31 protein-coding genes are annotated in these 26,348 nt (G+C 29.5%); 7 read left to right on the forward strand and 24 right to left on the reverse strand.

The window, feature by feature from the left end; genetic code table 11:
• Window positions 1–4 precede the first annotated feature (4 nt).
• The 21 genes from AC2TY9_RS00670 to hcp form a co-directional block, all read right to left on the reverse strand.
• Window positions 5–1,048: a proline racemase family protein gene (locus tag AC2TY9_RS00670; RefSeq protein WP_489778772.1), complete on the reverse strand. Its 1,044-nt coding sequence runs from the start codon at window positions 1,046–1,048 to the stop codon at window positions 5–7.
• Window positions 1,045–2,205, reverse strand: coding sequence for a zinc-binding dehydrogenase (locus AC2TY9_RS00675; protein WP_489778773.1), 1,161 nt, complete (start codon window positions 2,203–2,205; stop codon window positions 1,045–1,047). The genes AC2TY9_RS00670 and AC2TY9_RS00675 overlap by 4 nt, the downstream gene beginning before the upstream one ends.
• A 159-nt stretch (window positions 2,206–2,364) precedes the next feature.
• Entirely contained in the window at window positions 2,365–2,820 is a 456-nt protein-coding gene (locus AC2TY9_RS00680) for a universal stress protein (protein ID WP_489778775.1), read from the reverse strand.
• Between the two features lie 22 nt (window positions 2,821–2,842).
• The gene (locus AC2TY9_RS00685; RefSeq protein ID WP_489778776.1) at window positions 2,843–4,603 is read right to left on the reverse strand and encodes a TRAP transporter large permease; all 1,761 of its coding nucleotides are present in this window, start codon (window positions 4,601–4,603) and stop codon (window positions 2,843–2,845) included.
• Window positions 4,604–4,612: 9 nt separating this feature from the next.
• Complete coding sequence (locus AC2TY9_RS00690; RefSeq protein ID WP_489778778.1) at window positions 4,613–5,182, reverse strand: TRAP transporter small permease; 570 nt, start codon at window positions 5,180–5,182, stop codon at window positions 4,613–4,615.
• An 86-nt stretch (window positions 5,183–5,268) separates the two neighbouring features.
• On the reverse strand, window positions 5,269–6,276 hold the full coding sequence (gene dctP, locus AC2TY9_RS00695; protein ID WP_489778780.1) for a TRAP transporter substrate-binding protein DctP: 1,008 nt from the start codon (window positions 6,274–6,276) through the stop codon (window positions 5,269–5,271).
• A 95-nt stretch (window positions 6,277–6,371) separates the two neighbouring features.
• Window positions 6,372–7,559: a M24 family metallopeptidase gene (locus tag AC2TY9_RS00700; protein WP_489778781.1), complete on the reverse strand. Its 1,188-nt coding sequence runs from the start codon at window positions 7,557–7,559 to the stop codon at window positions 6,372–6,374.
• Between the two features lie 15 nt (window positions 7,560–7,574).
• Window positions 7,575–8,975 (reverse strand): NAD-dependent succinate-semialdehyde dehydrogenase, encoded by a 1,401-nt coding sequence (locus AC2TY9_RS00705; RefSeq protein WP_489778782.1) that lies wholly within the window; start codon window positions 8,973–8,975, stop codon window positions 7,575–7,577.
• Window positions 8,976–9,091: 116 nt separating this feature from the next.
• Window positions 9,092–10,336, reverse strand: a complete 1,245-nt coding sequence (locus tag AC2TY9_RS00710; protein WP_489778784.1) for a diaminobutyrate--2-oxoglutarate transaminase — start codon at window positions 10,334–10,336, stop codon at window positions 9,092–9,094.
• Between the two features lie 405 nt (window positions 10,337–10,741).
• On the reverse strand, window positions 10,742–11,377 hold the full coding sequence (locus AC2TY9_RS00715; RefSeq protein WP_489778785.1) for an SDR family oxidoreductase: 636 nt from the start codon (window positions 11,375–11,377) through the stop codon (window positions 10,742–10,744).
• A 1-nt stretch (window position 11,378) separates the two neighbouring features.
• Window positions 11,379–11,978 carry a DedA family protein gene (locus AC2TY9_RS00720; protein ID WP_489778786.1) on the reverse strand — a complete coding sequence of 200 codons (600 nt, stop codon included), beginning with the start codon at window positions 11,976–11,978 and terminating at the stop codon, window positions 11,379–11,381.
• Between the two features lie 73 nt (window positions 11,979–12,051).
• Window positions 12,052–14,577: a methyl-accepting chemotaxis protein gene (locus tag AC2TY9_RS00725; RefSeq protein WP_489778788.1), complete on the reverse strand. Its 2,526-nt coding sequence runs from the start codon at window positions 14,575–14,577 to the stop codon at window positions 12,052–12,054.
• A gap of 78 nt (window positions 14,578–14,655) precedes the next feature.
• Window positions 14,656–15,501, reverse strand: coding sequence for a zinc transporter ZupT (gene zupT, locus AC2TY9_RS00730; RefSeq protein ID WP_489778789.1), 846 nt, complete (start codon window positions 15,499–15,501; stop codon window positions 14,656–14,658).
• A gap of 20 nt (window positions 15,502–15,521) precedes the next feature.
• Window positions 15,522–15,959 (reverse strand): Dps family protein, encoded by a 438-nt coding sequence (locus AC2TY9_RS00735; RefSeq protein ID WP_489778790.1) that lies wholly within the window; start codon window positions 15,957–15,959, stop codon window positions 15,522–15,524.
• A 97-nt stretch (window positions 15,960–16,056) separates the two neighbouring features.
• Entirely contained in the window at window positions 16,057–16,266 is a 210-nt protein-coding gene (locus tag AC2TY9_RS00740; protein ID WP_489778792.1) for a hypothetical protein, read from the reverse strand.
• Complete coding sequence (locus AC2TY9_RS00745; RefSeq protein WP_489778793.1) at window positions 16,256–16,456, reverse strand: hypothetical protein; 201 nt, start codon at window positions 16,454–16,456, stop codon at window positions 16,256–16,258. The genes AC2TY9_RS00740 and AC2TY9_RS00745 overlap by 11 nt, the downstream gene beginning before the upstream one ends.
• A 24-nt stretch (window positions 16,457–16,480) precedes the next feature.
• The gene (locus AC2TY9_RS00750) at window positions 16,481–16,708 is read right to left on the reverse strand and encodes a hypothetical protein (protein WP_489778795.1); all 228 of its coding nucleotides are present in this window, start codon (window positions 16,706–16,708) and stop codon (window positions 16,481–16,483) included.
• A 284-nt stretch (window positions 16,709–16,992) separates the two neighbouring features.
• Window positions 16,993–17,415 carry an ester cyclase gene (locus AC2TY9_RS00755; RefSeq protein ID WP_489778796.1) on the reverse strand — a complete coding sequence of 141 codons (423 nt, stop codon included), beginning with the start codon at window positions 17,413–17,415 and terminating at the stop codon, window positions 16,993–16,995.
• Window positions 17,416–17,424: 9 nt separating this feature from the next.
• Window positions 17,425–17,700: a hypothetical protein gene (locus tag AC2TY9_RS00760; protein WP_489778797.1), complete on the reverse strand. Its 276-nt coding sequence runs from the start codon at window positions 17,698–17,700 to the stop codon at window positions 17,425–17,427.
• Window positions 17,701–17,988: 288 nt separating this feature from the next.
• Window positions 17,989–18,750, reverse strand: a complete 762-nt coding sequence (locus tag AC2TY9_RS00765) for a patatin-like phospholipase family protein (RefSeq protein ID WP_489778799.1) — start codon at window positions 18,748–18,750, stop codon at window positions 17,989–17,991.
• 69 nt (window positions 18,751–18,819) lie between these two features.
• Entirely contained in the window at window positions 18,820–20,145 is a 1,326-nt protein-coding gene (gene hcp, locus AC2TY9_RS00770; protein ID WP_489778800.1) for a hydroxylamine reductase, read from the reverse strand.
• 135 nt (window positions 20,146–20,280) lie between these two features.
• Between hcp and AC2TY9_RS00775 the strand changes: the two genes are divergently transcribed.
• From AC2TY9_RS00775 to AC2TY9_RS00805, 7 genes are all read left to right on the forward strand, one after another.
• Window positions 20,281–20,694, forward strand: a complete 414-nt coding sequence (locus AC2TY9_RS00775) for a hypothetical protein (RefSeq protein ID WP_489778802.1) — start codon at window positions 20,281–20,283, stop codon at window positions 20,692–20,694.
• A 127-nt stretch (window positions 20,695–20,821) separates the two neighbouring features.
• Window positions 20,822–22,753, forward strand: a complete 1,932-nt coding sequence (locus AC2TY9_RS00780) for a beta strand repeat-containing protein (protein ID WP_489778803.1) — start codon at window positions 20,822–20,824, stop codon at window positions 22,751–22,753.
• Window positions 22,754–22,776: 23 nt separating this feature from the next.
• On the forward strand, window positions 22,777–23,424 hold the full coding sequence (locus tag AC2TY9_RS00785; protein WP_489778804.1) for a peptidylprolyl isomerase: 648 nt from the start codon (window positions 22,777–22,779) through the stop codon (window positions 23,422–23,424).
• 45 nt (window positions 23,425–23,469) lie between these two features.
• Window positions 23,470–23,826: a hypothetical protein gene (locus AC2TY9_RS00790; RefSeq protein WP_489778805.1), complete on the forward strand. Its 357-nt coding sequence runs from the start codon at window positions 23,470–23,472 to the stop codon at window positions 23,824–23,826.
• Window positions 23,827–23,858: 32 nt separating this feature from the next.
• The gene (locus tag AC2TY9_RS00795; RefSeq protein WP_489778807.1) at window positions 23,859–24,317 is read left to right on the forward strand and encodes a copper chaperone PCu(A)C; all 459 of its coding nucleotides are present in this window, start codon (window positions 23,859–23,861) and stop codon (window positions 24,315–24,317) included.
• A 4-nt stretch (window positions 24,318–24,321) separates the two neighbouring features.
• Entirely contained in the window at window positions 24,322–24,807 is a 486-nt protein-coding gene (locus tag AC2TY9_RS00800) for a hypothetical protein (protein WP_489778808.1), read from the forward strand.
• Window positions 24,807–25,382, forward strand: coding sequence for an SCO family protein (locus AC2TY9_RS00805; RefSeq protein ID WP_489778809.1), 576 nt, complete (start codon window positions 24,807–24,809; stop codon window positions 25,380–25,382). Before AC2TY9_RS00800 ends, AC2TY9_RS00805 begins: the two co-directional genes overlap by 1 nt.
• A 2-nt stretch (window positions 25,383–25,384) precedes the next feature.
• On the opposite strand, the gene AC2TY9_RS00810 is transcribed toward AC2TY9_RS00805, so the two are convergent.
• The 3 genes from AC2TY9_RS00810 to dksA are packed head-to-tail and all read right to left on the reverse strand — an operon-like array spanning window position 25,385 to window position 26,334.
• Entirely contained in the window at window positions 25,385–25,657 is a 273-nt protein-coding gene (locus AC2TY9_RS00810) for a hypothetical protein (protein WP_489778810.1), read from the reverse strand.
• A gap of 37 nt (window positions 25,658–25,694) precedes the next feature.
• A complete protein-coding gene (locus AC2TY9_RS00815; RefSeq protein ID WP_489778812.1) occupies window positions 25,695–25,949 on the reverse strand; it encodes a DUF2116 family Zn-ribbon domain-containing protein in 255 nt (84 codons plus the stop codon).
• Between the two features lie 25 nt (window positions 25,950–25,974).
• Window positions 25,975–26,334, reverse strand: coding sequence for an RNA polymerase-binding protein DksA (gene dksA / locus AC2TY9_RS00820; protein WP_489778813.1), 360 nt, complete (start codon window positions 26,332–26,334; stop codon window positions 25,975–25,977).
• Window positions 26,335–26,348 lie beyond the last annotated feature (14 nt).

A 26,348-nucleotide genomic window follows, 5' to 3' on the forward strand; every position in this document is an offset into this window, starting at 1 on the left:
TATCTTATTCAAGTACATCTACTAATTCATTCAAACTATCTAGATGATTTAGCATTGGATCATCACAATTAATATAAATATCTTGTTTACCTATGATATAACTTTTACCTGAAATTTTATTGTTAATTACATTGTAGTTTTTTTGTTTTTCAACACTTTCAAAAACTCCAATAAATTTTGTATTTCTTAGAGAAATGGTTTCTAATTTATCACCTTGTTTTATTTTATTCTCATAATATAAATATGCAAGTCTAGCTGAAGTTCCTGTTCCTGTTGTACTTCTACAAATAACCCCTGGGTGTACATAAGTAGTTGAAGGTGAACTATAAAAACCTTCTTCTTTTTTGCTAACTTCACCCATAAAATGTAAAAAAGGAATGGGTCCCACATCACCTAAACTATAATGTTTAAAATCCTGTTCTTTTCTAATTGCTTCAATTATCATATATGCAGTTTTAGATAACTCTTCCTCTTCACTTTTATTTAATTTAAAGCCAAATTGCGAAGCTTCAACTAAAACATAAAAACCACCACTATAGGCTATTGAATAAGTAACTTCTCCCAAATTTGGTATATCAATTATCTGTTTATAAGAATGGATATAACTTGGTAATCCTTGACAAGTTACAGATTCAACAACATCATTTACTATATTTGCTTCAATATCAACCAAACCTGCAGGAGATTCAAGTTTAAAATTTATAATCCCCTCTTTTTTAGCTACTAATCCTTTTTCTATAACTGCAGTTGCTGTGCATAAAGTATTAGAACCAGAATAGATAGGATATCCCATAACCTCCATAATAATATATCCTGCAACTGCTTCGCTTTCGCAAGGTGGAACAACTAAATCTATTGACATCTCAGGGATCCCATATGGCTCGAAAAGCAATGTTTGTCTAAACCCATCTGCTTTTTCTTGTAAATATTCCATTTGTTCTCTTACAGTTTTTCCTGGAAGTTTTTTTACTCCAGAAAAAACTACTCTACTAACATCACCTCCAGCGTGGGTATCAATTAGACCTATTTTATGTTCTTTTGAACTCATAAAGAACCCTTTAAGGCAAACTCTTTCCCATATTCATCCCATTTTGAATCAGGAATCACTACTACTTTTCCAAGATAGTTATTTGACCTATTTGCGAAATACTCTTCACACTTATGAAGTTCTGAAAGCTTAAATGTGGCATGAAGCATAGGTTTTAATTTACCTTCTCTAATCCATTTCATTAATTGTTTTACTTCATTTCTAGTTCCATGGGAAACTCCATGAATTTCTATTTGATATAAATATATCTTTGACCACATAATTTGTGTTAGATTATCTCCACTAGCTCCTGCAATACTAAGTCTTGGATAGTCATTTTTATTCTTCATATCAGTAATCATACAATCTAAGAAAATATTTGTATATTCTCCACCAACCATATCCATAACTGCATCGATAGATTTTCCATTTGTTGCCTCTAAAACTCTTTGTTTTAAAGTTTTTATATCTGATCTATCAATTACTTTTTCGGCTCCTATTTTTAGAAGTTGAGCCTCTTTTTCTTTGCTACTTAAAGCATAAGGAATTGCCCCTAAAATTCTACACATTTGAATTAAAGCAGTTCCAACTCCACCACTTGCCCCAGAAACTAAAACTAAATCATCTTTCTTTACCCTAGAAGCATTTAGCATTCTAAGTCCTGTTTGATATGAACACATACCTAAACTTGCAAGCTCGGCATCACTTATATCAAGATTTGACATATTATAAAAATTTTCATCGGGAACTACTACATATTCAGCAAAACCACCATTACATCCATGACCTATATAATCGGGAGTTAAATTTAGATTATCATTTTGTTCAAGATCTAAATAGATATTAAAATCTATTAAACCTTTTTTTCCAATTCTACTAGTTGAAACTTCTGAACCAACTTCCACAATAGTTCCAACTATATCTGCACCTTGAATTCTTGGAAATGTAAAAGTGTTATCCCCACTCATATCAAAGGAAGTAATTTCATCCTTATTTTTGTCATCCACCCCATAAACACCAATTCTAGCTTTTCTATCGGTATTATTTTTTGCCGTAGCATGTACTTCAACTAATACCTCTCCTTTTTTTGGTTTTGGTATTGCTACATCTTTGTATTCTATTTTATTTACATCTCCATGGCCTGTTAAAACCATAGCTTTCATAATTTTATTTTTCATTTTTTTGTCCAATTAAAAGTTTTTTTAAATTATTTGCAAAAGATATTGCAGGATTAAAAAAAGTTTAATCCCTTTATAATCTGGACGAGTAAGCTACCTTTGAATAGACTCTATTAAAGCAATAGATACTATTAATTTTTCTAATATCAAATAAAATCATCATACAACCATTACTGGGATTTTTGAAAGACCTGTAACTTTATGTGAAACTCCACCTAAAAGATAACCACTTAAATCCCCTCTTCCTTGTTTTCCAATTACAATTAAGTCAATATTTTCTTCTTTTATAAAATCTAAAATCTCTTTTGCAACCTGTCCAATTCTAATAAAACCTCTTACCCTATGTTTTTCTAATCCATACTCAATGGCAATCTCTTTTGACTTGGCGACTAACTCCTTTGCATAAGATCTCATAACCTCATCTAAATTTGCAGCTTCATCGTCTGCTTGTCTTGGTAACATTGCTAAAGACGCCTCAGTAAAACTGTGATGTCTAAAAACTGACAATATATTTATCTGAGTTTGTTCATTTTCTAAGGCCATTTTACAAGCTAAATCTAAAGCCTTTTTAGCTTGTTCTGAGCCATCAGTTGGTACTAATATCTTTTTAAACAAGACATCTCCTTTTTACTTAAAATTATTCTATAACTTGAGCACCAAAACCAAATAAGTTTTGAAAATACTCAATTACATTTAGATCCTTAAAGGCAACATCCCTCAAAAATAAGGCAATATCTGGGAAGAAAATTAAAGCTACCGATACACTTAAAAGAATAAAAATAAATGGTGGTGTTCCTTTAATAACTTCTAAATATGGTCTTTTAAATACTGCAATGGCTGTAAAGATATCACAGCCAAAAGGTGGGGTTGCAGAACCAATAGCTACTTGAAGCGTAATAATCGTCCCAACTAAAACTGGATCTAATCCTACTGAATTTACAATTGGCGCAAAAATAGGAACTAAAACTAATATAACTACAATTGGATCAACAAACATACATCCTACAAAAAAGGCAATTGAGATTACAAATAAAACTTGATAAGGTCCCATTTCTGTAATACCAATAGAACTTAAAACTTGTTGTGGAATTTGAGCAAAAGATAATACCCATGCAAACCCAGCTCCAGCTCCAACTAATATAAATACAACAGCTGTTACTAATCCAGTTGATTTAGCTGTTGCATATAGATCTTTTAGTTTCATTGTTTTAAAAACAATACCTTCTAGGAAAATTGCATATGCTACACTAACTGCGGCTGCTTCAGTGGGAGAAAATATTCCTCCAAAAATACCACCAACAATAATTAAAGGAAATCCTAAAGGCCATAAGGCATTTAATAAAGCATGACCTCTTTCTTTCCATGAGGCCTTTGGTTCTGTTGGTATATTATGTCTATATGCATAAATAATACTATAAATTGAAAAAAGAAAAAGGATTAATAATCCAGGTCCAATCCCAGCAATAAAAAGTTCAGGGATAGATGTTTTAGCAACAATTCCATAAATAATCATTCCTATACTTGGAGGAATTAAAAAAGCAATATCACTTGAATTTACGATAAGAGCTAAAATAAATGATTCTTTATATCCACCTTTTTTAAGTCTTGGTCTCAACGGAGATCCAATTGCAACAACTGTTGCTTGAGTAGAACCTGAAACGGCACCAAACATAGCACAAGCTCCTGCTGTACTAACTGCAAGTCCACCTTTTATATGTCTTACAAAAGCCATTACCAAATCAATAAGTTTTTCAGCACTTTTTCCTCTAGTCATAATATCAGCAGATAGAATAAACATAGGAACAGCAATAAGTGCAGCAGGCCTAATCCCACCCATCATCTGCTGAATTAGAAACTCCATTTTCGAAAAATCACCATCAAAGAGTAAGAAAACACCCAAAGAGGTTCCTGCAATTAATGGAATCATCATAGGAAAACCAAGTAATAATAAAATCACCATTAATGAAAAAATAGATGCAGATAAATGATTTTTTAGAAATTCAGTTATTTTAAAACTAGTATCTTTTATAGTATTTTTATCCACTAAAGAAGCCAAAACTTCACCATCTTCTGTCATCATTTTTACTTCAATATTAAGCTTTCCATCACTAAAATCTTTGATATCGATATTTTCAACTTCCCAAAAACCTTTTTTATCAGTCTCAGTACTAAAAAGAAGCTCTTTATTTTTACTATCTTTTACTTTTACATTTACAATTTGCCATTTATGGGAAGAAAAATCTTCTGATTCTGCTGAACCATAAATAAAAAGATTAACTTTGTCCTCAATAGCAATCTCATCAAAATATAAAGTTATATTCTCTTTTGAAAAAGCAGATATGGAAAATCCAACTAAAATTGTAAGAATTATTAAAAATTGTTTTATAAGCTTTTGCATTTTTCTTCCTTATACTTCCATGTCATTGTTACTATCACTGTAACCATCTCTTACATTTGTTGAAAGAAAAACATCGTCTTCTCTAATATTTTTTACAACTGTGAAAAAATATTGAAGCCCTGTAACAGTAAATCCAATTGGAACCCATAAATACACATAAAATACTGGAATTCCAATAGCTGGTAATATTCTTCCACTTTCATATACTTCAACTATATATCCATATGAATATTTTGCTAATATGAACATAAAAATTGAAGTTATTAAAGAGATAAATATCATAAAGACTTTTCTAATTTTTGTGGGAAGAGCATCATATATTGCAGACATTCTAATATGTCTTCCATTTCTAGCTGCATAACTTAGACCAGCAAATGTAACTATTACAATAAATATCATATTTAATTCGTCAGTAACAGTTAATGCATCATTAAAAACAAACCTTGTAATAACAGAAAGTATAGTTATTATTGCCATTGCCATTACACCTAAAGCAAGCATAATACCTTCAAATTTACTTAGTATCTTATCTACAAAATCTAAAGCTTTTAGTATTGGGTTCTTTGTACTAGTGTCCATAATTCTTCCTTTTACTATAATAGGTTACAACACTTTGTAATCTACTATAGTAAATCCACTTAAAGTGGATTACTATATCTTATGAATTATTTAGCATTTGCTTCAGCTTCGGCTAAATCTTTCATCATTTGAGTCATTATTTTTTTGTTTGAATCACTTTTTGAAGCAAATGATTCTTGCACAGCTTTTGCTTCTTCTTTAAATGCTTTTCTTTCATCTTCAGTTAAAGTTACAATTTTATAATCTGGATTTGTTCTTACAATTCTTCCTAATCCATAAGCATCAAGTTTTTGAGCTTCTTGTAAAATTGTTTTATGGGCAAATTGGGCAGCTGCCTGAACTAATTTTTTATCTCTTTTTGATAATTCATCATAGAATTTTTTATTTGCACTAACTGATGCATTAAAGTGACCATGTCCTGTATATGTTAAAACTTTTGTTAAATCATCTAAACCATAAGCTTCAATCCATACTGTTGGGTTTTCTTGTCCATCAACCATTCCTGTTTTAAGTGCACCAACTAAATCACCCCATGACATAGGTTGAGGAGATGATCCAAAAGCTTTATATGTTTCAACTAAAATTGGTGAACCAGGCATAACTCTCATTTTTTTACCCTTTAAATCTGCTGGTGAATGAAACTCTTCAAAAGTTGTAACAGCCATCTCTCCTTCAGGGAAAATAGATAATAGTTCTAATCCATGTTTATGGAAAATTGTTGGAAGCATCTCATTAACTACTTTTGAATTTTTAAAGAAATAGTCCAATTGTTTTGTATCTGTTGGCATTACGTAAGGAACTGTAAAAATATCCATTTCAGGGATAGTTCCACCCATATATCCTGTTGATTGCCCTAAGAAATGAAGTAATCCAGCTCTTGTTTGCTCCATCATGTCAGTTTCTTCACCTAAAGAACCAACCTTATATAGTTCAATTTTATTTCTTGAATTATCCTCTATAAAACTCTTAAATGCAGTTGCATAAATACCTTGAGGGTCACTTGTACCTTCACCAAAAGCATATTTCCATGTTGCTGCACTTAAACTTGTAGCAGTAATTAAACCTGCTATTACCAATCCTTTAAATAATTTCATATCAATTTCCTTTCTTTCTTTGGTTTATCACTTTTTTCTCTTTTTAGTTTTGTAAATATAAGCTTTTTTATAGATACACCCCCCTATATTTAGTATTACTTTAAAAATAATTGTCTTGGAAAATTACAAAAAGTCTCTACTCCATCTTTAGTAATATGAATACTTTCTGTAATCTCAATTCCCCAATCATCTTGCCAAATTCCTGGCATAAAGTGAAAAGTCATACCTGGTTCAAGAAGTGTTAAATCTGTACTTCTTAAACTACAAGTTCTCTCCCCCCAATCGGGTGGATAACTAACTCCAATTGGATATCCATATCTTGCATTATTTCTATCAATACCGTATTTATTCATAACTTTCTGGGCCGCATTTGCAATATCAGCAGTTGTATTTCCTGGCTTTGCCATTTCAAGTCCTGCATCTATTGTTTCTTGTAATGCCTTTTCAGCATCAAGAAATTTTTGATTTGGTTTTCCCATGTAGATTGTTCTTGACATAGGAGCATGGTATCTTTTATAACACCCAGATATTTCAAAAAATGTTGCTTCATTTCGTTTAAAGGGTCTATCATCCCAAGTAATATGAGATGCAGATGCTTCAGTCCCAGAAGGAAGTAATGGTACAATTGAAGGATAATCTCCTCCATAACCATCAACTCCAGCAATTGCTGTTTCATAAATTTGTGAAACCACATGTGATTTAGGAATACCTGGCCTTACAATATCAAGTACTCTTTGGTGAATCTTTTCAGTAATTCTTCCAGCAATTTTCATATACTCAATCTCTTTTGCAGACTTTTTACCCCTAACCCAATTTACTAGATTATTGGCATTTACAAAGGTTGCATTTGGTAAAGTAGCTGTTAATCTAAAATGAGCTTCTGCAGAATAATAATAATTATCCCTTTCCGTTGCAATGACACATTTATCCCATCCATTTTTTCTAAAAACATTTTCTCCAATCCATGTCATTGGATGCTCATCTAGATTTTGTACATACATTTCAGGATAACCAATCATATTCGCTTCACTCATGTAACATCTAAGTAAGGCAGCATTTACATCCATAAATCTTCCAAACCAAATAGGTTCTTCATGATCTAAAGAGATAATTACACCCTGATGAACATAAAAAGACCATCCGTCATATCCAGTTAGCCAATTCATATTTCCTGGGTCTGTTGCAACTAAGACGTCAATTCGTCTTTGTTGCATTAAAGATTTAACCCTTTTAACCCTTTGAATATATTCCTTTTTAGTAAAGGCAAGTTTTGTTTTACTCATTTTATTCTCCAAAACTTAACTTTTTACAGGACCGACCCAAACTTGTTGAGTATTTACAAACATTCTAATTCCGTGTGGTCCTAACTCTTTTCCAAGTCCAGATTTTTTAACTCCCCCACTTGGAAGTCTTGGGTCTGATTTAACTATTCCATTAATTGAAACTTGTCCTGTTACAATTCTTGAAGCTAATTTTTTACCCTTTTCAATATCCCCTGTCCAAACAGAACCACCTAAACCATAATCTGTTGCATTTGCTATTTTTATAGCTTCCTCTTCATCTTTTACTTTTATAACTGAAGCTATTGGTCCAAATGTTTCTTGACAAGAAACAACCATACCTGGTTCTACATCAGCTAAAATAGTTACAGGGAAGAAAAACCCTTGCATATCATCTAATCTTTGACCACCAAGAACTAATCTAGCTCCTGCCGCAACTGATCTATCAACTTGCTCATGCATCTCTTCAACTAACTCACGTCTTGCTATTGGTCCAATAGTTGTTGACTCATCTTTAGGATCACCAAGTTTTAATTTTTCAAATCTTTCTTTTAGTAAAGCTATAAATTTTTCATAAATTGGCTCTTCAACGATAATTCTTTTTGCGGCAATACAAGATTGTCCTGCGTTTATATATCTTGATAAAACCACTACATCAGCTGCTTTTTCTAAATCTTGTGTATCAGCTAAAATAATAGCTGGGTCACTACCACCAAGTTCTAAAACAACTGGTTTAATCTCACTTCCAGCAATAGCTCCAACAGCAGCTCCTGCTTTTGAAGAACCTGTAAGGGAAACTCCCATTACATTTTCATGTCTAATTACATCTTCAAGTAAAGCATGTCCCACCATTAGATTTTGAACAACATTTGTAGGGAAACCTGCTTTAGTAAAGGCTTCAACTATTCTAAGTGCACATAATGGAGTATGTGAGTCATGTTTCATAATACAAGTATTTCCAGACATTAGCGCAGGTGCTAGATATCTAAAAGCTAGCCAAAATGGTGCATTCCAAGGTAACACTCCAAGTGTTACTCCAAGGGGTAAATACTGAACATAACTTTCAGTAGCATCTGATTCTAAGTATTCAGTTTTTAAATATTCTTCTCCAAAACTTGCGTAATGTTCTGCTGCCCACGCAGCTTTATTAACTTCCCCTCTTGCTTCATTAATTGGTTTTCCCATCTCTTCAGTCATAGGAAGTGCGTAATAATCAAGATTGTCTTTCATCTCTTTTGCAACTGCATTCAAAAGCTTTGCTCTTTGTTCATAACTTGTATTAATCCATTCACTTAAATATGCTTCTTGTGAATTTTCTATAATTTCTCTTGTTTGTTCTTTTGTATGCATTGGTACTTCACAGACAACTTCTTCATTGTATGGATTTATTGATTTAAAATGTGTTGAACTATATCCCATAATTTATCCTTAAAAAATGTCCCATTTTTTCAGGGACCTATATTTTTAACTTCTTTTACCAATGAGAATAAATCTCATCTAAAGAAGCAAATTCTAAAGAAAGCAACCAGTTGCTTTTAACCTAATACAGCTTCAACTGAAGCTTTAAATCTTTTTAAGCCCTCTTCTAAAACATCATCTTCAATTGTTAAAGGTGGAATAAATTTAATGATCTCACCAGTTGAGCAAGCCCCAATAATTAGACCATTTTCATAACATTTTCCAGTAATCTCTTTAACTGTTGCGGCATTATCGAAGTTAATTGCTAACATCATCCCTTTTTGTCTAATATCAGTAACTTGAGGATATTTATCATTCATTTCATCAAGTAAGGCTCTAATCACTTTACCTTTTCTAATAGTCTCTTTATTAAACTCTTCATCTTTGAAATACTCTAAGGCAACACGCCCAGCTACAAATGAGATACCTTGTCCTCTAAATGTTCCTGTATGTTGTCCTGGCCCCCAAGCTTTATCAATTTCTGGTTTATTTACTAACATACCAATTGGTGTACCAAATCCACCTAAACCTTTTGCACAAATATTAATATCTGGGTCAACATCTAAATCATCAAAACTAAAATAACTTCCACATCTACCATTACCACATTGAATACTATCAAGGATAAATAATGCTCCTGTATCACGTGCAAGCTTTTGTACTGCTTGAAGCCACTCTTTTGTTGCTGGTCGAACACCACCTTCAGCTTGTACTGGTTCAACTATAAATCCAGCTGGTGGTAACATCCCTGACCCTGCATCAAACATTTGCTCTCTCATTCTATCTAGAGCTTCCATGTCATTAAATGTTCCTCTAATAACATTGTTTAAAGGAACTCCTGACGAGCTTCTAAAGGCATTATTTGCTGTACAAGCAAGTGAACCTAAAGTCATACCATGGAAACCTCTATGGAAAGCTACAATCTCTGTTCTTCCAGTTACTTTTCTAGCAAGTTTAAGTGCTGCTTCAACTGCATTTGTTCCCGTTGGCCCTGTGAATTGAAGTTTATAATCACCCATTCCTCTAGGTTTTAAAACAGTTTCGACAAATGTTGAGATAAAATCTCTTTTAACATCTGTAAACATATCAAGAGAGTGAACTACTCCATCTCTTTGTAAAAACTCTATTACCGCTTCTTTCATTTTTGGATTATTGTGACCAAAGTTTAAAACTCCGGCTCCTGCAAAAAAGTCTACAAATTCTTTGTCATTTTCGTCAATCATAATTGCATTTTTTGATGATTTAAAAACAGTTGGTACTGCTCTACAATAAGCTCTAATTTCTGATTCATTCTCTTCAAATACTGTTTTATCATTTAACATAATTTTTCCTTAATATAATTTTTGATTTTTTTAAAATAAAAAAGACCCTACTAAGTCACATAAATAATAAATACTGTAATATATTATCTATATGACTTACAACTTATTACACACTAAATAAATTGCGAGGGTCTATCTGGCAGTTAAAATAAAGCTTTTTTCTTGGATTAGTAAGTTTTGAATCTCTTTTACAGGTCTTACATTAATTTTGAAAGTTCTAAAAAGTTTAATTAAGGCTAAGCAAATAAAATGTCTTAATTTTGAGCAACTAATAAATAACATCTTTGTAGCCTCCTGTAAAAAATATAGTTAAATCTTAACTACTTTTTTTTACATTGTCAAGTATTTCTTGTACATTTATTACACAAAAATTATTCTTTAATTGTATAACTTAAAATATTTTTTTTATTTTTTTTTAATCTCAAGTCGCTGTGGACGAACAGTGATTTCAGTGATAACTCCATCGAAATTCAAAATATCTAAAATTGTATTTGCAATGGTTTGAGGTAATAAATGAGCATTTTTATTTTCACTAGGCTCAAAGTTAAACTCATCAAAAAAGTTTGTTTTTGTTAAGTCTGGATTAATTGTAGTAACTTTAACATCTGATTTTCTTAACTCTTCAAATAAAGTTAAAGAAAAATTTCTCAGCCCTGATTTTGTAGCTGTATAAAGTGCTGAAAATTTTGAGTGTCTTGTTGCTTCAATTGAAGCAATATTTATAATATGTCCTTTTGTTTTTTTAAGAGTTCTTAAAAGTAAACTTGAAAGTATAATTGGTGCAGTAAGGTTTATATTTATTAACTCTTTGATTTTAGAAATTGATATCTCTTCATGGGGCTTAAATATTCCAAGACCAGCACAATTAACCAATAAATCGATTTCATTTTCTTTTAATAGATTTTTCACTTCTGATTCTAATGCTTTTGTATCTTCAAGTCTTGATTCTAAGGTTAAAACCTTATAGTCATTTTCTTCTAAAATTTCACAAATTGCTTTTCCAATTCCAGAAGAAAACCCAGTTACAATAGCTTTTTTCATTTTATAAACCTTTGTTTATTCTTTTATAATAAATAAAAGCTCCTAAGGCAATTAATCCTAATAAAATATAAATAATAGTTGATAAATACTCTTTTACTAAAGCTTCATTATCTCCAATGTAATAACCAAGTAAAGTTAAAATCACAACCCAAATAGAGGCACCTAATGTTGTATAAATAGAAAAACTTACAATATTCATTCTAGCAAGTCCAGCAGGGAATGATATAAGTTGCCTAACAGCAGGTATTAATCTTCCACTAAATGTTGAGATATGCCCATGGTTTTCAAAAAACCTTTCAGCTTTTTGAATTGTAGATTCTTTTATGAAAAAATATTTCCCATATTTTATTAAAACAGCACGTCCTACATAAATAGCTAGATAGTAGTTAAAAAGTGCTCCAGCAAGAGAACCTGATATCCCACAAAATAAAACCATAGCCATATTCATCTCACCCTTGTGAACTAAGTAACCAGCTGGAATCATTACTACCTCACTAGGAAAAGGGAAGAAAGTACTTTCTAAAAACATCATTATAAAAATTCCTGAATAACCTAAATCACCAATTGTTTGAACTATAAAATCTACAATACTATGAAGCATTTTTGCATCCCTTTTTAAAATTGGCGTATTGTAGCATTTTATCTTTTAATAATGAAAAGAATATATTTATTTATTAATTTATATTTATGTCATTTTTTCCTATGAACTCTTTTTGGTCTGCATTAGCAACAATTTGCTTAGAAATAGTATCTGTTTGTAGTGCTATATTGTTTGTGTGTTGAGCAATACTTGAGTTTTCTTGAGTTTGTTTATCTAAACTTGCAACACTTTCATTTATTTGTGAAATTCCAATTTGTTGCTCTTTTGAAGAAGTTGATACAGCGTGAATAAGTTCAATTGTATTATTTATATTTTGGCTAAGACTACTATATCCTTCAATCATAGAATCTGAAATTTGTTTCCCTTCATTTGCTCTAATATTTGCAGTTTCAACCAAATCTTTAATCTCTTTTGCAGCTTCAGCGCTTCTTGAAGCTAGATTTCTAACCTCTTGGGCAACAACTGCAAAACCTTTTCCAGCTTCACCTGCTGTTGCTGCTTCAACTGCAGCATTTAAAGATAGGATATTTGTTTGAAAAGCTATTTGGTCAATAACACTTATAGCCTCATTAATAGCACTAACTTGTTCATTTATCTCATCCATTGCTTTTGTTGTTTTTTGGGCTAATTCTTCTCCTGTTTTAACAGACCTATTAACTTCTTGGGAATATGAAGCCATTTTTTCAACATTTTCATTATTTGAAACTATATTACCGTTTATCTCTTCTAAAGCAGCAGAAGTTTGCTCTATAGATGCTGCTGCAGAATTTGTATTATTTGATAAAATTTCTACACTTTCAATTAGCTTATCTGAACTATCATCTAATTTTAATCCATTTGTTTTATTTTCAATAAGCATTTGAGTAATAGAATCGCCTAGGAGATTTACCCCTTGAGCTAATTTTAAAAGCTGGTCTTTTAAATCTTTTGGATCAACTTTTTGTAAATAGTTGTATTGAGTATAAGTTTCTAAAACTTTTAAGATATTTTCAATATTTGTTTCTAAATTATTCCCCATATTATTTATTACAGTTTTTAGTTCTTCCAATGAAGGATTTGAAGGATTAGCTTTAATTCTTTGGGATAAATCACCCTTCTCAAATTCAGATAATATATTTACCGTTTCATTTATTAGCTCTCTATCTTTTTCTATTCCATCTTTTGTTTTATTAATATTTGAATTGACAGCTTTTGACATTTTCCCTATTTCATCATTTTTAGAATCATCTAAATAAATAACTTCATCACTTTCATTATTTAAATATTTAAAAAAAGACATTAAACCATTTTCAAATTTTTTAATAGGTTTAATTATTGAATTTCTTAAAATAAAGATTGAAATAAAAATTATCAAAATAAGTACAGCAAATGAAATTGAAGCTAAAATTATATTTAATTTAATACTATCAGCTAAAGCTTCTTCATTATCAATTTCTGAGATTATTCCCCACTGTTGATCAAAAACCTTAAGTCCAGAATAAGCACTTAGATATTTTTTACCTTCATTATCTTTTATTAGTTTTGCCCCACTTTTGTTTTCTAAAGCAAGTTTTGTTGCCTCGGTTTTAATCTCATATATAGATATACTAGTACCTGAACTTTTCACATATTTATGGTCAAGGTCTTTTAAATATCTGTGATTATTTCTCATTTTATAATCACTTCCAACTAAATAACTTTTACCACTTTTACCTAAACCTGCATTTTCATAATTTCCATTAAAATTCATAATTGAATCAATTACATCAATTGGAAATTGCATAATCAAATTACCGATTCTTCTATTTTGATTATTAAAAACAGGAATAGCTAAAAAAGAAGCAGGAGTATTATAACTTGGTTCATAAGGCTCAAAATCACTAAAGGCAACTTCACCTTTTTTTAACTTATATGCTTTTTCATTTACTTTAGCAATTCCACTATTTAAATAAGGTCCCGTTTTTAAGTTTGTAGCAAAATCTTTTTCTTTAAAAGTACTGTAAATAATTGTACCTTTTAAATCCACTAAGAAAATATCATATAATGAAAATTTTTCTAAAATTGTGTTAAAGGTTTCATGAAATCGAGTATGGGCAAAGGCGTAATTATTAAAAAAAGTATTTGATTGTACTAATTTATTTTTTTCACCAATTTTCTCTTCATTTTTTACAATATACATATATTGAGCTAAAATTCCATTGTCATCTATTGGTAAATATTTACTAGTTTCTTTTTTTGAAGGGATATTAGCTAAATCAAAATTTATCTTATTTATATAAAAATTATTATAGTGATTTAGAAGTTCATTTTTTACTTTTGCCATATCAACTTCTTCACTTGATTGATTAGAAATAGTATAAAAACCTCTAATAAACTCATTAAAAGCTTCTTGAGTTGAAGCAGAATTTGCAATAGAAATAATCAAACCTTCAATAGTTTTAAAATACTCTTGTATATGTTGTTTTTTTGCATAGGTAGTCGATTTAAGCTGTATAAGTTTTTCTTTTTCTGAGTGTTTTATACTTTCATTTATACTTATTGACAAAATAATTACTGACATAAAAACTAAACTACCAATAATTAATAACATTAATTTAGTACTAATACTAAAACTTTTCATAATATACTCCAAATGTTATAAGATATTTTTGGAGTATATAATAAAATAGTCTTCAAAAAGTATTATTTTATTCTAAACTCAAACAAATTTAAAGGCTAATAAACTAATTGCCATTATTAACATACCCAAAATTAAACCAGCAATAGTTGTATGAGCATTTCCATAAACTCTAGCTGCAGGTAAAAGTTCATCAAAGGAGATATAAATCATAATCCCAGCTACAAGTCCAAAAGTTACACCTAAAGTAGCCTCACCCATAAAAGGAAATAATATAAAAAACCCAATCACTGCACCAATTGGTTCTGCAAAGCCAGAAAGGGTTGCATACCAAAATGCTTTTTTCTTATCTCCTGTTGCATGGTAAATAGGTAAAGAGACTGCCATTCCTTCTGGAATATTATGAATAGCAATAGCCAAGGCAATACTTAAACCAAGAGTTAAGTTATCTAAAGAGGAAATAAAAGTTGCAAAACCCTCGGGGAAATTATGAATACCTATTGCTAAAGCTGTAAAAACACCTGTTCTTTTTAAATTACTATTTAAAATAACATTATTTTGATTATCAGGTTTTAATTCTTCCAACTCTATTTCTGATTTTGGTTCATGGGGGTTTACATCTTTTGGAATAAGTTTATCAATGATTGCTATAATTGCAATGCCTAAGAAAAAGCAAATTAATGTTAAGGCTTCACCTTTCACTTCACTTGATACTAATTGAGTAAAAGACTCTGTAGATTTTTGTAGTATCTCCATAAAAGATACATATATCATAACGCCAGCTGAAAAACCCAATCCTAAAGATAAGAATTTTTCAGTTTTTGTTTTTGAAAAAAATGCAATAACTGCTCCAATACTTGTCGACAGTCCTGCAAATAAGGTTAGTAGGAAAGCTACAATGTAATCGTCAAGACTTAGTGTTTCCATACTAATCCTTAAAATTTAAACTACTTAAGCATATTTCCAATCATCCATAAATCTTTTTCAAGTTTAGCGACGTTTTCATCTGCAAAAGCTTCAGTTGTTTTATCTCCAGATTCTCCTGCAATTTCACTTAAACTTCTAAATGATCTTAAAAAATAGTTGTAGTCATTTATGATTTTTTCAACAATCTCTTTAGATCTAAAAGTTGAATTTAATTCCTCTTCAATTTTTGTAGTATTAACTAAATCAGATAAAGTTAAATATGGTTTTTCACCTAATTGTAAAACTCTTTCTGCAAGTTCATCATATAAAGTTGAAAAGTTTGTATAAATCTCTTCTGTTTGATTGTGTACAGGATAGAAATCCATACCTTCAATATTCCAGTGATAGTTGTGTACTTTCACATACATTGCATGTGCATCTGCTTGTAATTGTTTTAAAATTTCTACTATATTTGTCATCTTTTATCCTTTTTCTAACGGAGAATTTTTTTCCATTAGAAATTGTAAAGAATTTTTACTTAGACAAACATAAATAAATTTTATTAGTGGATAAAAATTATCTCTTGTTATTAATTATTGCATCAGCTATTTTTGCAAATTCCAATTGTGAAAGCTTTAATGTCCTTTCATTTAGTTCCTCTATTGAGATTAAATTGTCTTTCATAACTTGTGCTGCTAATTTAAAATCTTTTTTATATTTAACTAAATATAGAATTTGATGAAGTATCTCATTTGTGTTAAGATTATTTATAATATTAGAACTCATCATCTTCATCCATATCATATTCATAAATATAATCATCATAATCAACTGTGAAAACTTTTGGATAACCTAATTTTTCAAGTTCAATATCAATATTTTGTTCTGATATTCTATTTTTAACTTTTTCCATTATAAGTTGAATATCATCTTCGTTGATATCATTAGCTCTTAATTCATAGATAATAGAGTCCATTGTACCTTTCCTAATATATTTTTATTATTTCATAGAAATTAGCTTTGATGCTAATTCAACAATCTGACTTGTTTTAAGTCGTGCTGTATTTCTAACTATATTTTCAATATTTAAATTATTATCTTGTATCAATTTTATTGCTGCGTCATAATCGTTGTAAAATTTTATATGGTTTGTTATTTTATTAACCAATATTTGTATTGGCTCATCAAATATATAATTTGATATTAAGTCATCAATAGATTTAGCCATTTTAACCTCTATAAATTGACAAATGATTTGTAAAGGCAACCTACTTTCATTTCTACTCCAGTTAACTAAAAACTAAGGTTATTGTGTTAGTATTTAATATTCATTTATGGGTACATCAATTTCTGAAAATCTTAATAAAAATGCACGGCCAAATGCTTTGATAGGTTTTCAGAAATTCTTACATTTACTTTTTACAACATAATTATAATCTATAAAAAAAAGAAAAAATCTAAAAAAAGCTTAAAAATTAAGCAATTCCTATCAAAACCCTATTTTACTAGGTCTTATTGACTTTTTTTTGAAGTCGAAATCTGCTTATATAAAGTAGCAAGATCTCCTAAAACCCAAATATTTGAAATTTTTTCATCTCTAAATTTAAAAAAAGATGCCCCGTTATAACTGATTCTATTATTGGTAGCTTCATAATCGAATAATTTTCCACTATGAGTTCCATTATAAATAGCCCTTACAGCAATTATTGCATTTTCTTCTAAAAGAATTTCAATCCCATGGTGCAAGTTAGGTATCCCTTTTAATATTGCATCCATATAGTTTTCAAACTCTTTTTTTCCTTTTGTATCAATATTTAAAGAACCATGAAACTCTATATCATCAGTAAAAAGCTCTTCTATTAAAGCTTTTGATTCTTTATTCCATAACTCTTCGTAATATTGTCTTACAAGTTTTTTATAGATGTTTGTTTTCAAATATCAACCCTATTGATTACTATTTGAATCTTCTACTACTTCTTGATCAGTTTTATCACTAGACTCATCTAAGTCTTGATCAACCTTTTCATTACATTGATAAAATAGGTCTTCACATTTTGCCCCACACTCTTCTGCATTTGCATTAGATTCTTCACATTTTACTAAGCATTGCTCATAGTTTTCACTACATACATTGTATTTATCTTCTAAACTCATTTGCTCATCTTGAGCATAAGCAAAAGCTGAAATTAATAAAACAGATAATGCAATTTTTTTAAACATTTTTATTCTCCAGTTGTTAACAACTAATAATATAAACGTACATTTAAGTACAACAAATAAAGAAATCAATTTGCACGGCCAAATGCTATAATAGGTTTTCTTTAAACTTTTATCGTTTTGTTAGCAAAATTATAAATCAAAAAAAAATTTATTTTCTTAAAATTTTCTTAATTTATTTTCATTTAAAAAAAAGTGGCTTTTTTAGGGTTTTATTTTGAAAAAATTTTATTTAATCGATTAGTATTTTTTAGGTTTTTAGATTTTTTTGTGCATATTTTTTTGAATTTTTTAGGTTTTTGTCAGTATCTCTTTTGCTTTTATATATCCCTGCTCTAAAACAAAATCAAAACTTTTAAAATCAAATAGTTTTATTTCTGAGATACTATCAATATTAATAAAAAAGTCTGCTCTTTTTTTTGCCCTTTTCATTGCACTTTGAGTCAATATAAAAAGAGATCTTCTATGTAAAGAGTCTTTTTTATGGGAAAAACTTTTAGGAAGGTTATTAACATTTACACTAATATTTGGATAATTTAACTTGTAAAGTTTTTTATTTGGTAGATTATCACTATACCCACCGTCAACAAAAAACTTTTCATTTATTTCAATGGAAGAAAAATAAGGAAGTAAAGAACAAGATGCAATAGTTGATTTAATCAAATCATTCTTTGTATGGTACTCGGCTTTCCCTGTTTCGATATTTGTAACACATATTTGTATAGGTATTTTTTGTTCTTTATTTTTTATGAAAGCCCTTAGTTTTCCTTCAATTTTATTTAAACTAAGAATAGAATTAAATCTAAATTTAAAATTGAATAGATCCCATTTGTTTACTGTAAAGAAAAATTCTTCTATCTCTCTAATTGAAAAACCATGTCCATATAATAAAGCAATAATGGCTCCTCCACTAGTTCCAGATATCATCTTAACTTCATAATTATTTTCTTCTAAATACTTAATTACACCCAATGCGGCGGCAGTTCTAATCCCACCACCAGAAAGGGTTAATGTTACTTCTTTTAAATTTAAATCTTTTTTATCTTTTGCCATTGAACCTACTTAGATAATATCACTTTGATATATTATCATCAATAGGTTACTAAACTTTTACATTTGGGTCTAAGCGATTTTTTTAATCAATAGTTTTTCTAAATCCTCTTTTGCATCGCCCGTTAAATGTAAATTAAAAGTTTGTGCTAGGAAATTAAAAATATCCTCATTAACAAACTGTGGTGGTTTTGGTCCTAAGTAGATATTTTTAACACCTAAACTAAATAAAGCTAAAAGAATAATCACAGCTTTTTGCTCCATCCACGATAGAACGATAGAGATTGGTAAATCATTTATTGGTGTATTAAGTGCGGTACTTACTGCCTTTGCAATCTCTACGGCACCATTACTATCATTACATTGACCTAAGTCTAAATATCTAGGTATTTGCGTTCCTGGGACATTTCCGAAATCTATGTCATTAAATCTAAATTTTCCACAACTTGATGTGATAATTACACAATCATCAGGAAGGTTTTGAGTTAATTCTCTATAATAATTTCCAGCCTTTCCAGGAGCATCACAACCTGCAACCACAAAAAATTGACTAATTTTTCCCTCTTGCACAGCTTCTAAAATCTCTGGAGCTAAAGTTAAAATAGTTTTATAATGATGCCCTGTAACTAAACTTAGATTATCATCCATATTCGTATCTTCACATTGTAAAGTTTTCTCAATCAATTCATCAAAATTATCATCAATAATTTGATTTCCACCTTCAATTCCAACTATTTTATATGTAAAAACTCTATCCACATAATCAGCATTAGATTTTGGAGGAACAATACAATTTGTATTTACAACAAAAGTTCCATTAAACCTTTTCATTAATTGGGCTTGGTCAAACCACGCTTTTCCAACATTTCCTTTTAGGTGTTCATACTTTTTTAACTCTGGATATGCATGAGCGGGTAACATCTCAGAATGTGTATATATATTTATACCTTTTTCTTGTGTTGCAATTAAAAGTTTTTCTAGCATTTCAAGATTGTGTCCTGAAACTAAAATTGCTTTACCTTCAACTTTATTTTGAGTAACTTTAACAGGCGTTGGAATCCCAAACTTATTAGTATGTGCATTTGATAATTTATCCATAACCTCAACACCTGCACTTCCTACTTTCATAAGTTGCTTAATATGATCATCAAAATTGAAATTTACATTTGTAAGAGTAAAATATAAAGTTTCACTCATAATATCGTCTACATTTTTTGTTTCTTGTGGTCTTAGTTCATTTAAATGTTCTCTATATGCACTTAAACCTTTTAAACCAAAAATCATAATATCTTGCAATCTTGCAAGATTTTCATCTTTTCCACAAACTCCTATATTAGCTCCATTTGAACCACATCCATCTGGTGCACTCATCTCACATTGATAACAAAACATACTCATTTTTATTTCCTCTAAAATTAATTTGTTGGAATCTTAATAAAAAATGAAAACTGATTCATTGATATAAATCAACTAATTTGTATCATTTCAGTAGTTTTTATTGTTTTTTTACATATAATGATTTAAAGGATTTAAATGACTATTGATAATATTTCCCAGAAAACTTACTCTGAAAATGAAATATCTAATAAAATATTTGAGACTCCATCAGTACAACAAACAATTGATACTGAACAAAATGAAGACGCGATTCTTTTTGATTCTATGCCTGAAGAACAATTAGAACTTTTATCTTTTCAAGCTGATATAGTTGATGAGATTAAAGCTATTGAATATAATGAAATTCAAGAATCAGGAAAACTAGCTAGTGAAGATATTATAGCTGCAGCAGCTGAAAATATATCAGATTTAGCTAATGGCAATGCAGACAAATTCAATATTGCAATTAGTTTTATTGAAAATAGCATGCAAGATAACCCAAACAATGCGAATGAAGTTAAACAAGGTATTGTAAGCCTAATTAAAGACAAAATAGAATACTTAGATTAATAAGTTTCTATTTTCTTTTAAACTCTCTTTTTATTACTTTTTTCTACTAGTAACTAAATATATTTATGTTTTTTGTTATTTTTCATTTTATTTGATATAATATCCCAAATAACGTTTAGGGAATATGATGAGAAGTTCATTAAGTGCATTGGTTATTATTACTTTATTTGGATATGCAAATGTTTTTGCTGCAGATACAACTGTAAATTCTGATGATGGTTATATTATTCAAATTGATGATAACGAAGATGGTATCGGGACATTCTCTCTAAAAGATTATAACAGTGCCACTTTAACAGATGAAGAAATAATTTCTTCTACTCTAAGCTTAACAGAAATCAATTCTACAAATACACATATTAATTCTGTCACTATAGATCTTAATGGTGATTTACGTAGTTCAACTGGAAATATAAATATTACTGATAATGTGGATATTAATGGGCAAGTTACAACTGATGATATTTCAAATGATGGAAATATAACAAATACTGGAAACATTTCTACCACGGGCAATTTAGATGTTGATGGAATGACCAATACTGATGGTATTTCAGATTCTGTGGGAATATCAACTACTGGTACGATGTCAGCACTTACAGCTGATATTGGAACAGGTGGATTAGATGTTGATGGAATGACCAATACTGATGGTATTTCAAATGATGGAAATATAACAAATACTGGGAATATCTCTAATACTGGTAACCTAGATGTTGATGGAACAACAAACCTAGATAACTTAAATGTAGAAGGAACTACAAATATCAACACTACAGGAACTGCTGCAACAACAATAGGTTCCTCATCTAATACAAGTGCTGTTTCAATAGTTTCAGGAAGCAGTTCAATTGTTACAAATAATTCAGGTGTTACAATAGAGGGTGCAACTACTAATATAAATACTACAAGTGGTGATACTAATATTGGTAATAGTAGCGCGACTAATACTATCACTGGTGATACTAATACAATAACAGGTACAACCAATAATATCGTAAGTACAACAACTAATATAAATATTGCAGGTGGGGATACTAATATTGGTAATAGTACATCAACTAACACAATTCTTGGAACGACTAATATAAATACTACAGGAACAGCTGATACAACTATTGGTAATGCATCAAATGATACAACAATCAATAGTGCATCAACTACAATAAACAGTACAACAATAGACATTGGTACTACATCTAATGCAACTACAACTACAATAGGTAACACAAATACTTCAAGTAGTACATTAATATATGGTGGAAACAGTTCTATAATTGTTCAAAATGGAAGTACATCAATCTCTTCTGGAACAACTAGTGGGTTTACTGCATATAGTTCTCCTCAGACAGTGGGAACGGACTATACTCTTGTAAATGGTGACGCAACAAGTCAAGGCTTAGTTTCGGGAAATACTGTTAATAATATCATTGTAGGGGACACATTAGTTGATGGTAATATGTATGTTAATGGTACACTTACATATACCTCAGATACAGCAGCAACTACAACAGTAAGTAGTGGTTCATCTAATGTGTCTGGTTCTATGGATATTTCATATACTGGTGGAGCTTATGTAGATGAAAATGGTGCATTATATAATAGTGGGGCAACTGAAGCTTCTGCATCTTTAACATTAACAAATGACTTAGGGAATACCCATGGTATTGTTGTAACAAGTGATCAAACAACTATTTCAGGGGGTACTACTTCAAGTAGTTTAACACTAAATGATAATGGGGCAACTTTTAGTGACTCATCTACAGGAAGACCTGTTCAAGTTCATGGTGTAGCTGATGGTACAAGTGATTTTGATGCAGTTAACTTAAGACAATTAGGTGGAGCAATAGCGAGTGTTACTGCAATTGCAAATATTCCCCAAATTGAACCAGATAAGAAATTTTCATTAGGTTTAGGTTTTGGTAACTATGATGGTTATAATGGTTTTGCATTAGGTGCAAAATATAGAATAAATGATAATCTTATTTTTCAAACTAGTGCTGCAAAATCAGGGAATCAAAGACATACTGTTGGAGCTGGATTATCTTATTCATGGTAATAAGATAATCTAAAGAATTCATTTTGAAAATATTATTAGTAATAACTCTAGTTCTTTTTAACTTATTAAATGCTAACCCCACTTTTTCTGATAAGCAAATTAAAAAGTTAGAACAAAAAGCTTATTCTAAATACAAAAATAATAGTAAATTTAAAAAAATTATTGAACCAAATATCAAAAATCTAGCCTTTCAGTATTGGCAAAATGAAATACTTAAAGAGATTAAGATTTCTGAAAAACAGATCAAGAACTGGTATAGTAAAAATAAAGGCAAGATAAAAGTTTTACCTCAAATTAAATTAAGAAATATTCTAGTTGATAATAAACTTGCAGCAACTGATTTATTCAAAAGATTAAGTGCTACTCCAATAAAAGAGAGACTCTCATCTTTTTTATATGCAGTAAATACTTATTCAAAAGATGGAAATAAAAAAAATGGCGGAGATAATGGATGGCTTACAAGCATTCAATTTCAAAGATTATTTAATATTAACCTTGCTTCAAAAAGACCAGGAGATTTATTTGTTGTTAAAAATAACTTTGGCTGGCAAGTAGTACTAGTAGAAGCTACAAAACCTCAGAAAATAGCTAACTTTAATGAAGCAAAGAAAGAGATTGAAAACATTTTAAAAAGAGAGAAATTATTTAAGCTATTAAAGAAACAACTTTAATATCTAATTTGATACAATTTAACAATTTTAACTAGAAGGTTTATCTTGAAAAAATTTTTACTATTTTTATTTATACTTATTGTCTCAACTAATTTAAATGCACAAAAAACTTCTGATATATGGATTAGAACTTCTCAACCTGATTACAGCAAAATGACTATTGTTGATACAAGTGCAAGTACTACAACTATATTAAAAATAAAAAAAGTTAATGGTAAAAACAAATATGTTACCTTGACTGAGGCTTTTAAAGAGTTTCATTTAAGAAATATCTCAACAATACAAAAGTTTATTAAAAAAAATAAATATGACGGTGTTTGTAATCTTAAAATTGAATTCAATATTACAAAAGATGGCTATTATTTTTTAAGTACTTATGACGCATATGTTTATAAAAAATAGTATTTAAACAAGAAAACCAAAAGGATATGTTTATGAAAAAAATCATTTTGGCACTGTTGTTTAGTATAATGTCAGTTTTTGCAGCTGATTTACTAGTTGAAGATGCTTATGTTAGAGCAACTCCACCAAATCTTCCAAATTCGGCTGCATTTATGATATTAAAAAATAACTCTAATGAAAATATTTCTGTAGTAAAAGCTACTTCAAATATTTCAGAAAATGTAGAGCTTCATACCCATGATATGAAAGATGGAGTTATGAAAATGTATCAAATTTCAAAAATTGATATTCCAGCAAAAGCAGAAACAATTTTAAAACCAGGTGGTTTTCATGTGATGCTTATAGGATTACATAAGCCTTTAAAAGTTGGTGAAAAAGTTACCTTTACGTTAGAACTTTCAAATGGTGAAACAAAAACTGTTACAGCTCCAATCAAAACAGTAATGGCAGGGATGAAACACCAAGGCCATCAGATGAAGCATAATCACTAAAAAAATGTCTGAAAAAAAAACTAATATAAAAAACCTAATTTTCCCAACAATAGGAATTATTTCTATTGTATTGGGATACTTTTTAATTGATTTTAATACCTTATACCAGTCTTTTAAAGGTGAAGTACAGTTTATAACTCAAGATAAAACTTGTGATTTACATAAAAACTCTTGTAAAATTGTAGTTCAAGATGGTACTACTTTTGAATTAAGTGTTGAACCAAAAACAATTCCCTTAATGAAACCTTTGACATTTACAATAAAAAGCAATAATCAAAATTTAAAAAATCTTAATTTAGATATTTATGCAACAAATATGTTTATGGGAGAATTTACTCTTCCAATTAAAAATCTTGGTAATGGAAATTATGAAGCTAAAGGTACACTTCCAACTTGTCCTACAGGGGACATGCAATGGAATGCAGAAATTAGAATTGAAACTATAGATAAAACAATTGGTGCAAGATTCCAATTTAAAACGGACAAATAATGAATAATATAAAAAAAATTGGCCTTATATTTTTTATAGCAGTTTTTATAATACTCATAATAAAACCTTTTGTAGATGATTATAAAGAAGAAAAAAAATACGATTTTAAAGTAAATACAATAAATGGAGAACTAACAAAAAAGAGCTTAAAAGGAAAAGCTTTAGCTATTTATTTTGGATATACATACTGTCCTGATGTTTGTCCTACTAGTTTAAGTAGTTTAGCGCAAGCATTAAATAGTTTTGATAAAGCAAAAACAAAAGATTTTGTTGGATTATTTATTAGTGTTGATCCAGATAGAGACACACTTAAAAACTTAAATGAATATTCAAAATATTTTCATCCAAATTTTATAGGTGCAACTTCAAATAAAACAAATATTGATGATATTATAAAAAGATACGAATCTTTTTATAAGAAAATACCTTTAAAAAATTCTGCCATGGGTTATTCTGTTTCACATACTTCATTTATTTACTTCTTTGATAAAAGTGGAAAGTTTATCTTAAAAGCTGATCATTTTTCAGATTCTAAGAAACTAACCGAAACATTAAAATTAATTTTAGAGGATTAATCTTAATCCTCTTCATCCTCATGCTCATCTAACATAGCTCTTATTTTTTCATACATTACTTGGGCATCTTCATCAGAAATTTTATCTTCTTCAATTAGTTTCAAGATTCGATTTAATTCTTCTAAAAAAGATTCAACATCTTTTTTTGCTTCAATAATTTCTTCTGTATCATTGCCATTATCAATCTCATCATTTAACTCTAGTAAAAAAGCTTGAGATTCAGGCAACATTACCTCAAAGATTATACTTTCTAATTCTACTTTTATATCTTCCATTTATTTCCTTACTTTTTATTACTATTTAATTTATAGTTTAGGCTGCATAACCTAATTTGATTGATTCATCTTTAATTTTCTTTTTAACAAGTTCAATATTCCAACCATGTCTAGCAGCAAATTTTTCAATCTCAGTCTCCCTTTGTTCTAAGGTACAAAATATAAATATTCTTTTTAAAAAAGGTTGAGGAATTTGTATTGCAACCATTTGAAAATAGTTCTCTTTACAACTTTTAGAACAAAAAACTTTACTCATTGGTATTTTTTTTCCACAATATGTACAATTTGACATAATTAATCCTTTATTATTTTAGAGATTAAGCCTTTTGTTCTTTTTCAAAGGCAGTTCTACACTCAATACAATATCTTGCATGGGGTTTAGCCCGAAGTCTTTTTAAGCCTACTGGATCATCACACATTTCACAAATATCATAAGTGCCATTTTCAATCTTCTTTAAAGCATGTTCAATCTCTCTTAACTCTTCAATTTGCTTTTCTCTTAAAAGAGTCAGATTGTATGTATCTGAAGATATCTCTGCAATATCAACTTCATCACCTTTTGTATCACTATGAAGTTCTTCAATAAAATTTTGGCTTATTGTAGATTCTTGAAACAATTTTTGTTTTTTATCCAAAAGTTTGTCTTTTAATTCTTCTATGTATTCTTTTTTTAACATAGCATAATCCTTAA

The organism is Arcobacter sp. ISO1, from assembly GCF_058105185.1.

Bases quoted from the DNA above. Each gene is read 5' to 3' on its own strand.
- AC2TY9_RS00670 (WP_489778772.1), bottom strand. From the start codon at position 1,048: ATGAGTTCAAAAGAACATAAAATAGGTCTAATTGATACCCACGCTGGA.
- AC2TY9_RS00675 (WP_489778773.1), bottom strand. From the start codon at position 2,205: ATGAAAAATAAAATTATGAAAGCTATGGTTTTAACAGGCCATGGAGAT.
- AC2TY9_RS00685 (WP_489778776.1), bottom strand. From the start codon at position 4,603: ATGCAAAAGCTTATAAAACAATTTTTAATAATTCTTACAATTTTAGTT.
- AC2TY9_RS00690 (WP_489778778.1), bottom strand. From the start codon at position 5,182: ATGGACACTAGTACAAAGAACCCAATACTAAAAGCTTTAGATTTTGTA.
- dctP (WP_489778780.1), bottom strand. From the start codon at position 6,276: ATGAAATTATTTAAAGGATTGGTAATAGCAGGTTTAATTACTGCTACA.
- AC2TY9_RS00700 (WP_489778781.1), bottom strand. From the start codon at position 7,559: ATGAGTAAAACAAAACTTGCCTTTACTAAAAAGGAATATATTCAAAGG.
- AC2TY9_RS00705 (WP_489778782.1), bottom strand. From the start codon at position 8,975: ATGGGATATAGTTCAACACATTTTAAATCAATAAATCCATACAATGAA.
- AC2TY9_RS00710 (WP_489778784.1), bottom strand. From the start codon at position 10,336: ATGTTAAATGATAAAACAGTATTTGAAGAGAATGAATCAGAAATTAGA.
- AC2TY9_RS00715 (WP_489778785.1), bottom strand. From the start codon at position 11,377: ATGAAAAAAGCTATTGTAACTGGGTTTTCTTCTGGAATTGGAAAAGCA.
- AC2TY9_RS00720 (WP_489778786.1), bottom strand. From the start codon at position 11,978: ATGCTTCATAGTATTGTAGATTTTATAGTTCAAACAATTGGTGATTTA.
- AC2TY9_RS00725 (WP_489778788.1), bottom strand. From the start codon at position 14,577: ATGAAAAGTTTTAGTATTAGTACTAAATTAATGTTATTAATTATTGGT.
- zupT (WP_489778789.1), bottom strand. From the start codon at position 15,501: ATGGAAACACTAAGTCTTGACGATTACATTGTAGCTTTCCTACTAACC.
- AC2TY9_RS00735 (WP_489778790.1), bottom strand. From the start codon at position 15,959: ATGACAAATATAGTAGAAATTTTAAAACAATTACAAGCAGATGCACAT.
- AC2TY9_RS00740 (WP_489778792.1), bottom strand. From the start codon at position 16,266: ATGAGTTCTAATATTATAAATAATCTTAACACAAATGAGATACTTCAT.
- AC2TY9_RS00745 (WP_489778793.1), bottom strand. From the start codon at position 16,456: ATGGACTCTATTATCTATGAATTAAGAGCTAATGATATCAACGAAGAT.
- AC2TY9_RS00750 (WP_489778795.1), bottom strand. From the start codon at position 16,708: ATGGCTAAATCTATTGATGACTTAATATCAAATTATATATTTGATGAG.
- AC2TY9_RS00760 (WP_489778797.1), bottom strand. From the start codon at position 17,700: ATGTTTAAAAAAATTGCATTATCTGTTTTATTAATTTCAGCTTTTGCT.
- AC2TY9_RS00765 (WP_489778799.1), bottom strand. From the start codon at position 18,750: ATGGCAAAAGATAAAAAAGATTTAAATTTAAAAGAAGTAACATTAACC.
- hcp (WP_489778800.1), bottom strand. From the start codon at position 20,145: ATGAGTATGTTTTGTTATCAATGTGAGATGAGTGCACCAGATGGATGT.
- AC2TY9_RS00775 (WP_489778802.1), top strand. From the start codon at position 20,281: ATGACTATTGATAATATTTCCCAGAAAACTTACTCTGAAAATGAAATA.
- AC2TY9_RS00780 (WP_489778803.1), top strand. From the start codon at position 20,822: ATGAGAAGTTCATTAAGTGCATTGGTTATTATTACTTTATTTGGATAT.
- AC2TY9_RS00795 (WP_489778807.1), top strand. From the start codon at position 23,859: ATGAAAAAAATCATTTTGGCACTGTTGTTTAGTATAATGTCAGTTTTT.
- AC2TY9_RS00800 (WP_489778808.1), top strand. From the start codon at position 24,322: ATGTCTGAAAAAAAAACTAATATAAAAAACCTAATTTTCCCAACAATA.
- AC2TY9_RS00805 (WP_489778809.1), top strand. From the start codon at position 24,807: ATGAATAATATAAAAAAAATTGGCCTTATATTTTTTATAGCAGTTTTT.
- AC2TY9_RS00810 (WP_489778810.1), bottom strand. From the start codon at position 25,657: ATGGAAGATATAAAAGTAGAATTAGAAAGTATAATCTTTGAGGTAATG.
- AC2TY9_RS00815 (WP_489778812.1), bottom strand. From the start codon at position 25,949: ATGTCAAATTGTACATATTGTGGAAAAAAAATACCAATGAGTAAAGTT.
- dksA (WP_489778813.1), bottom strand. From the start codon at position 26,334: ATGTTAAAAAAAGAATACATAGAAGAATTAAAAGACAAACTTTTGGAT.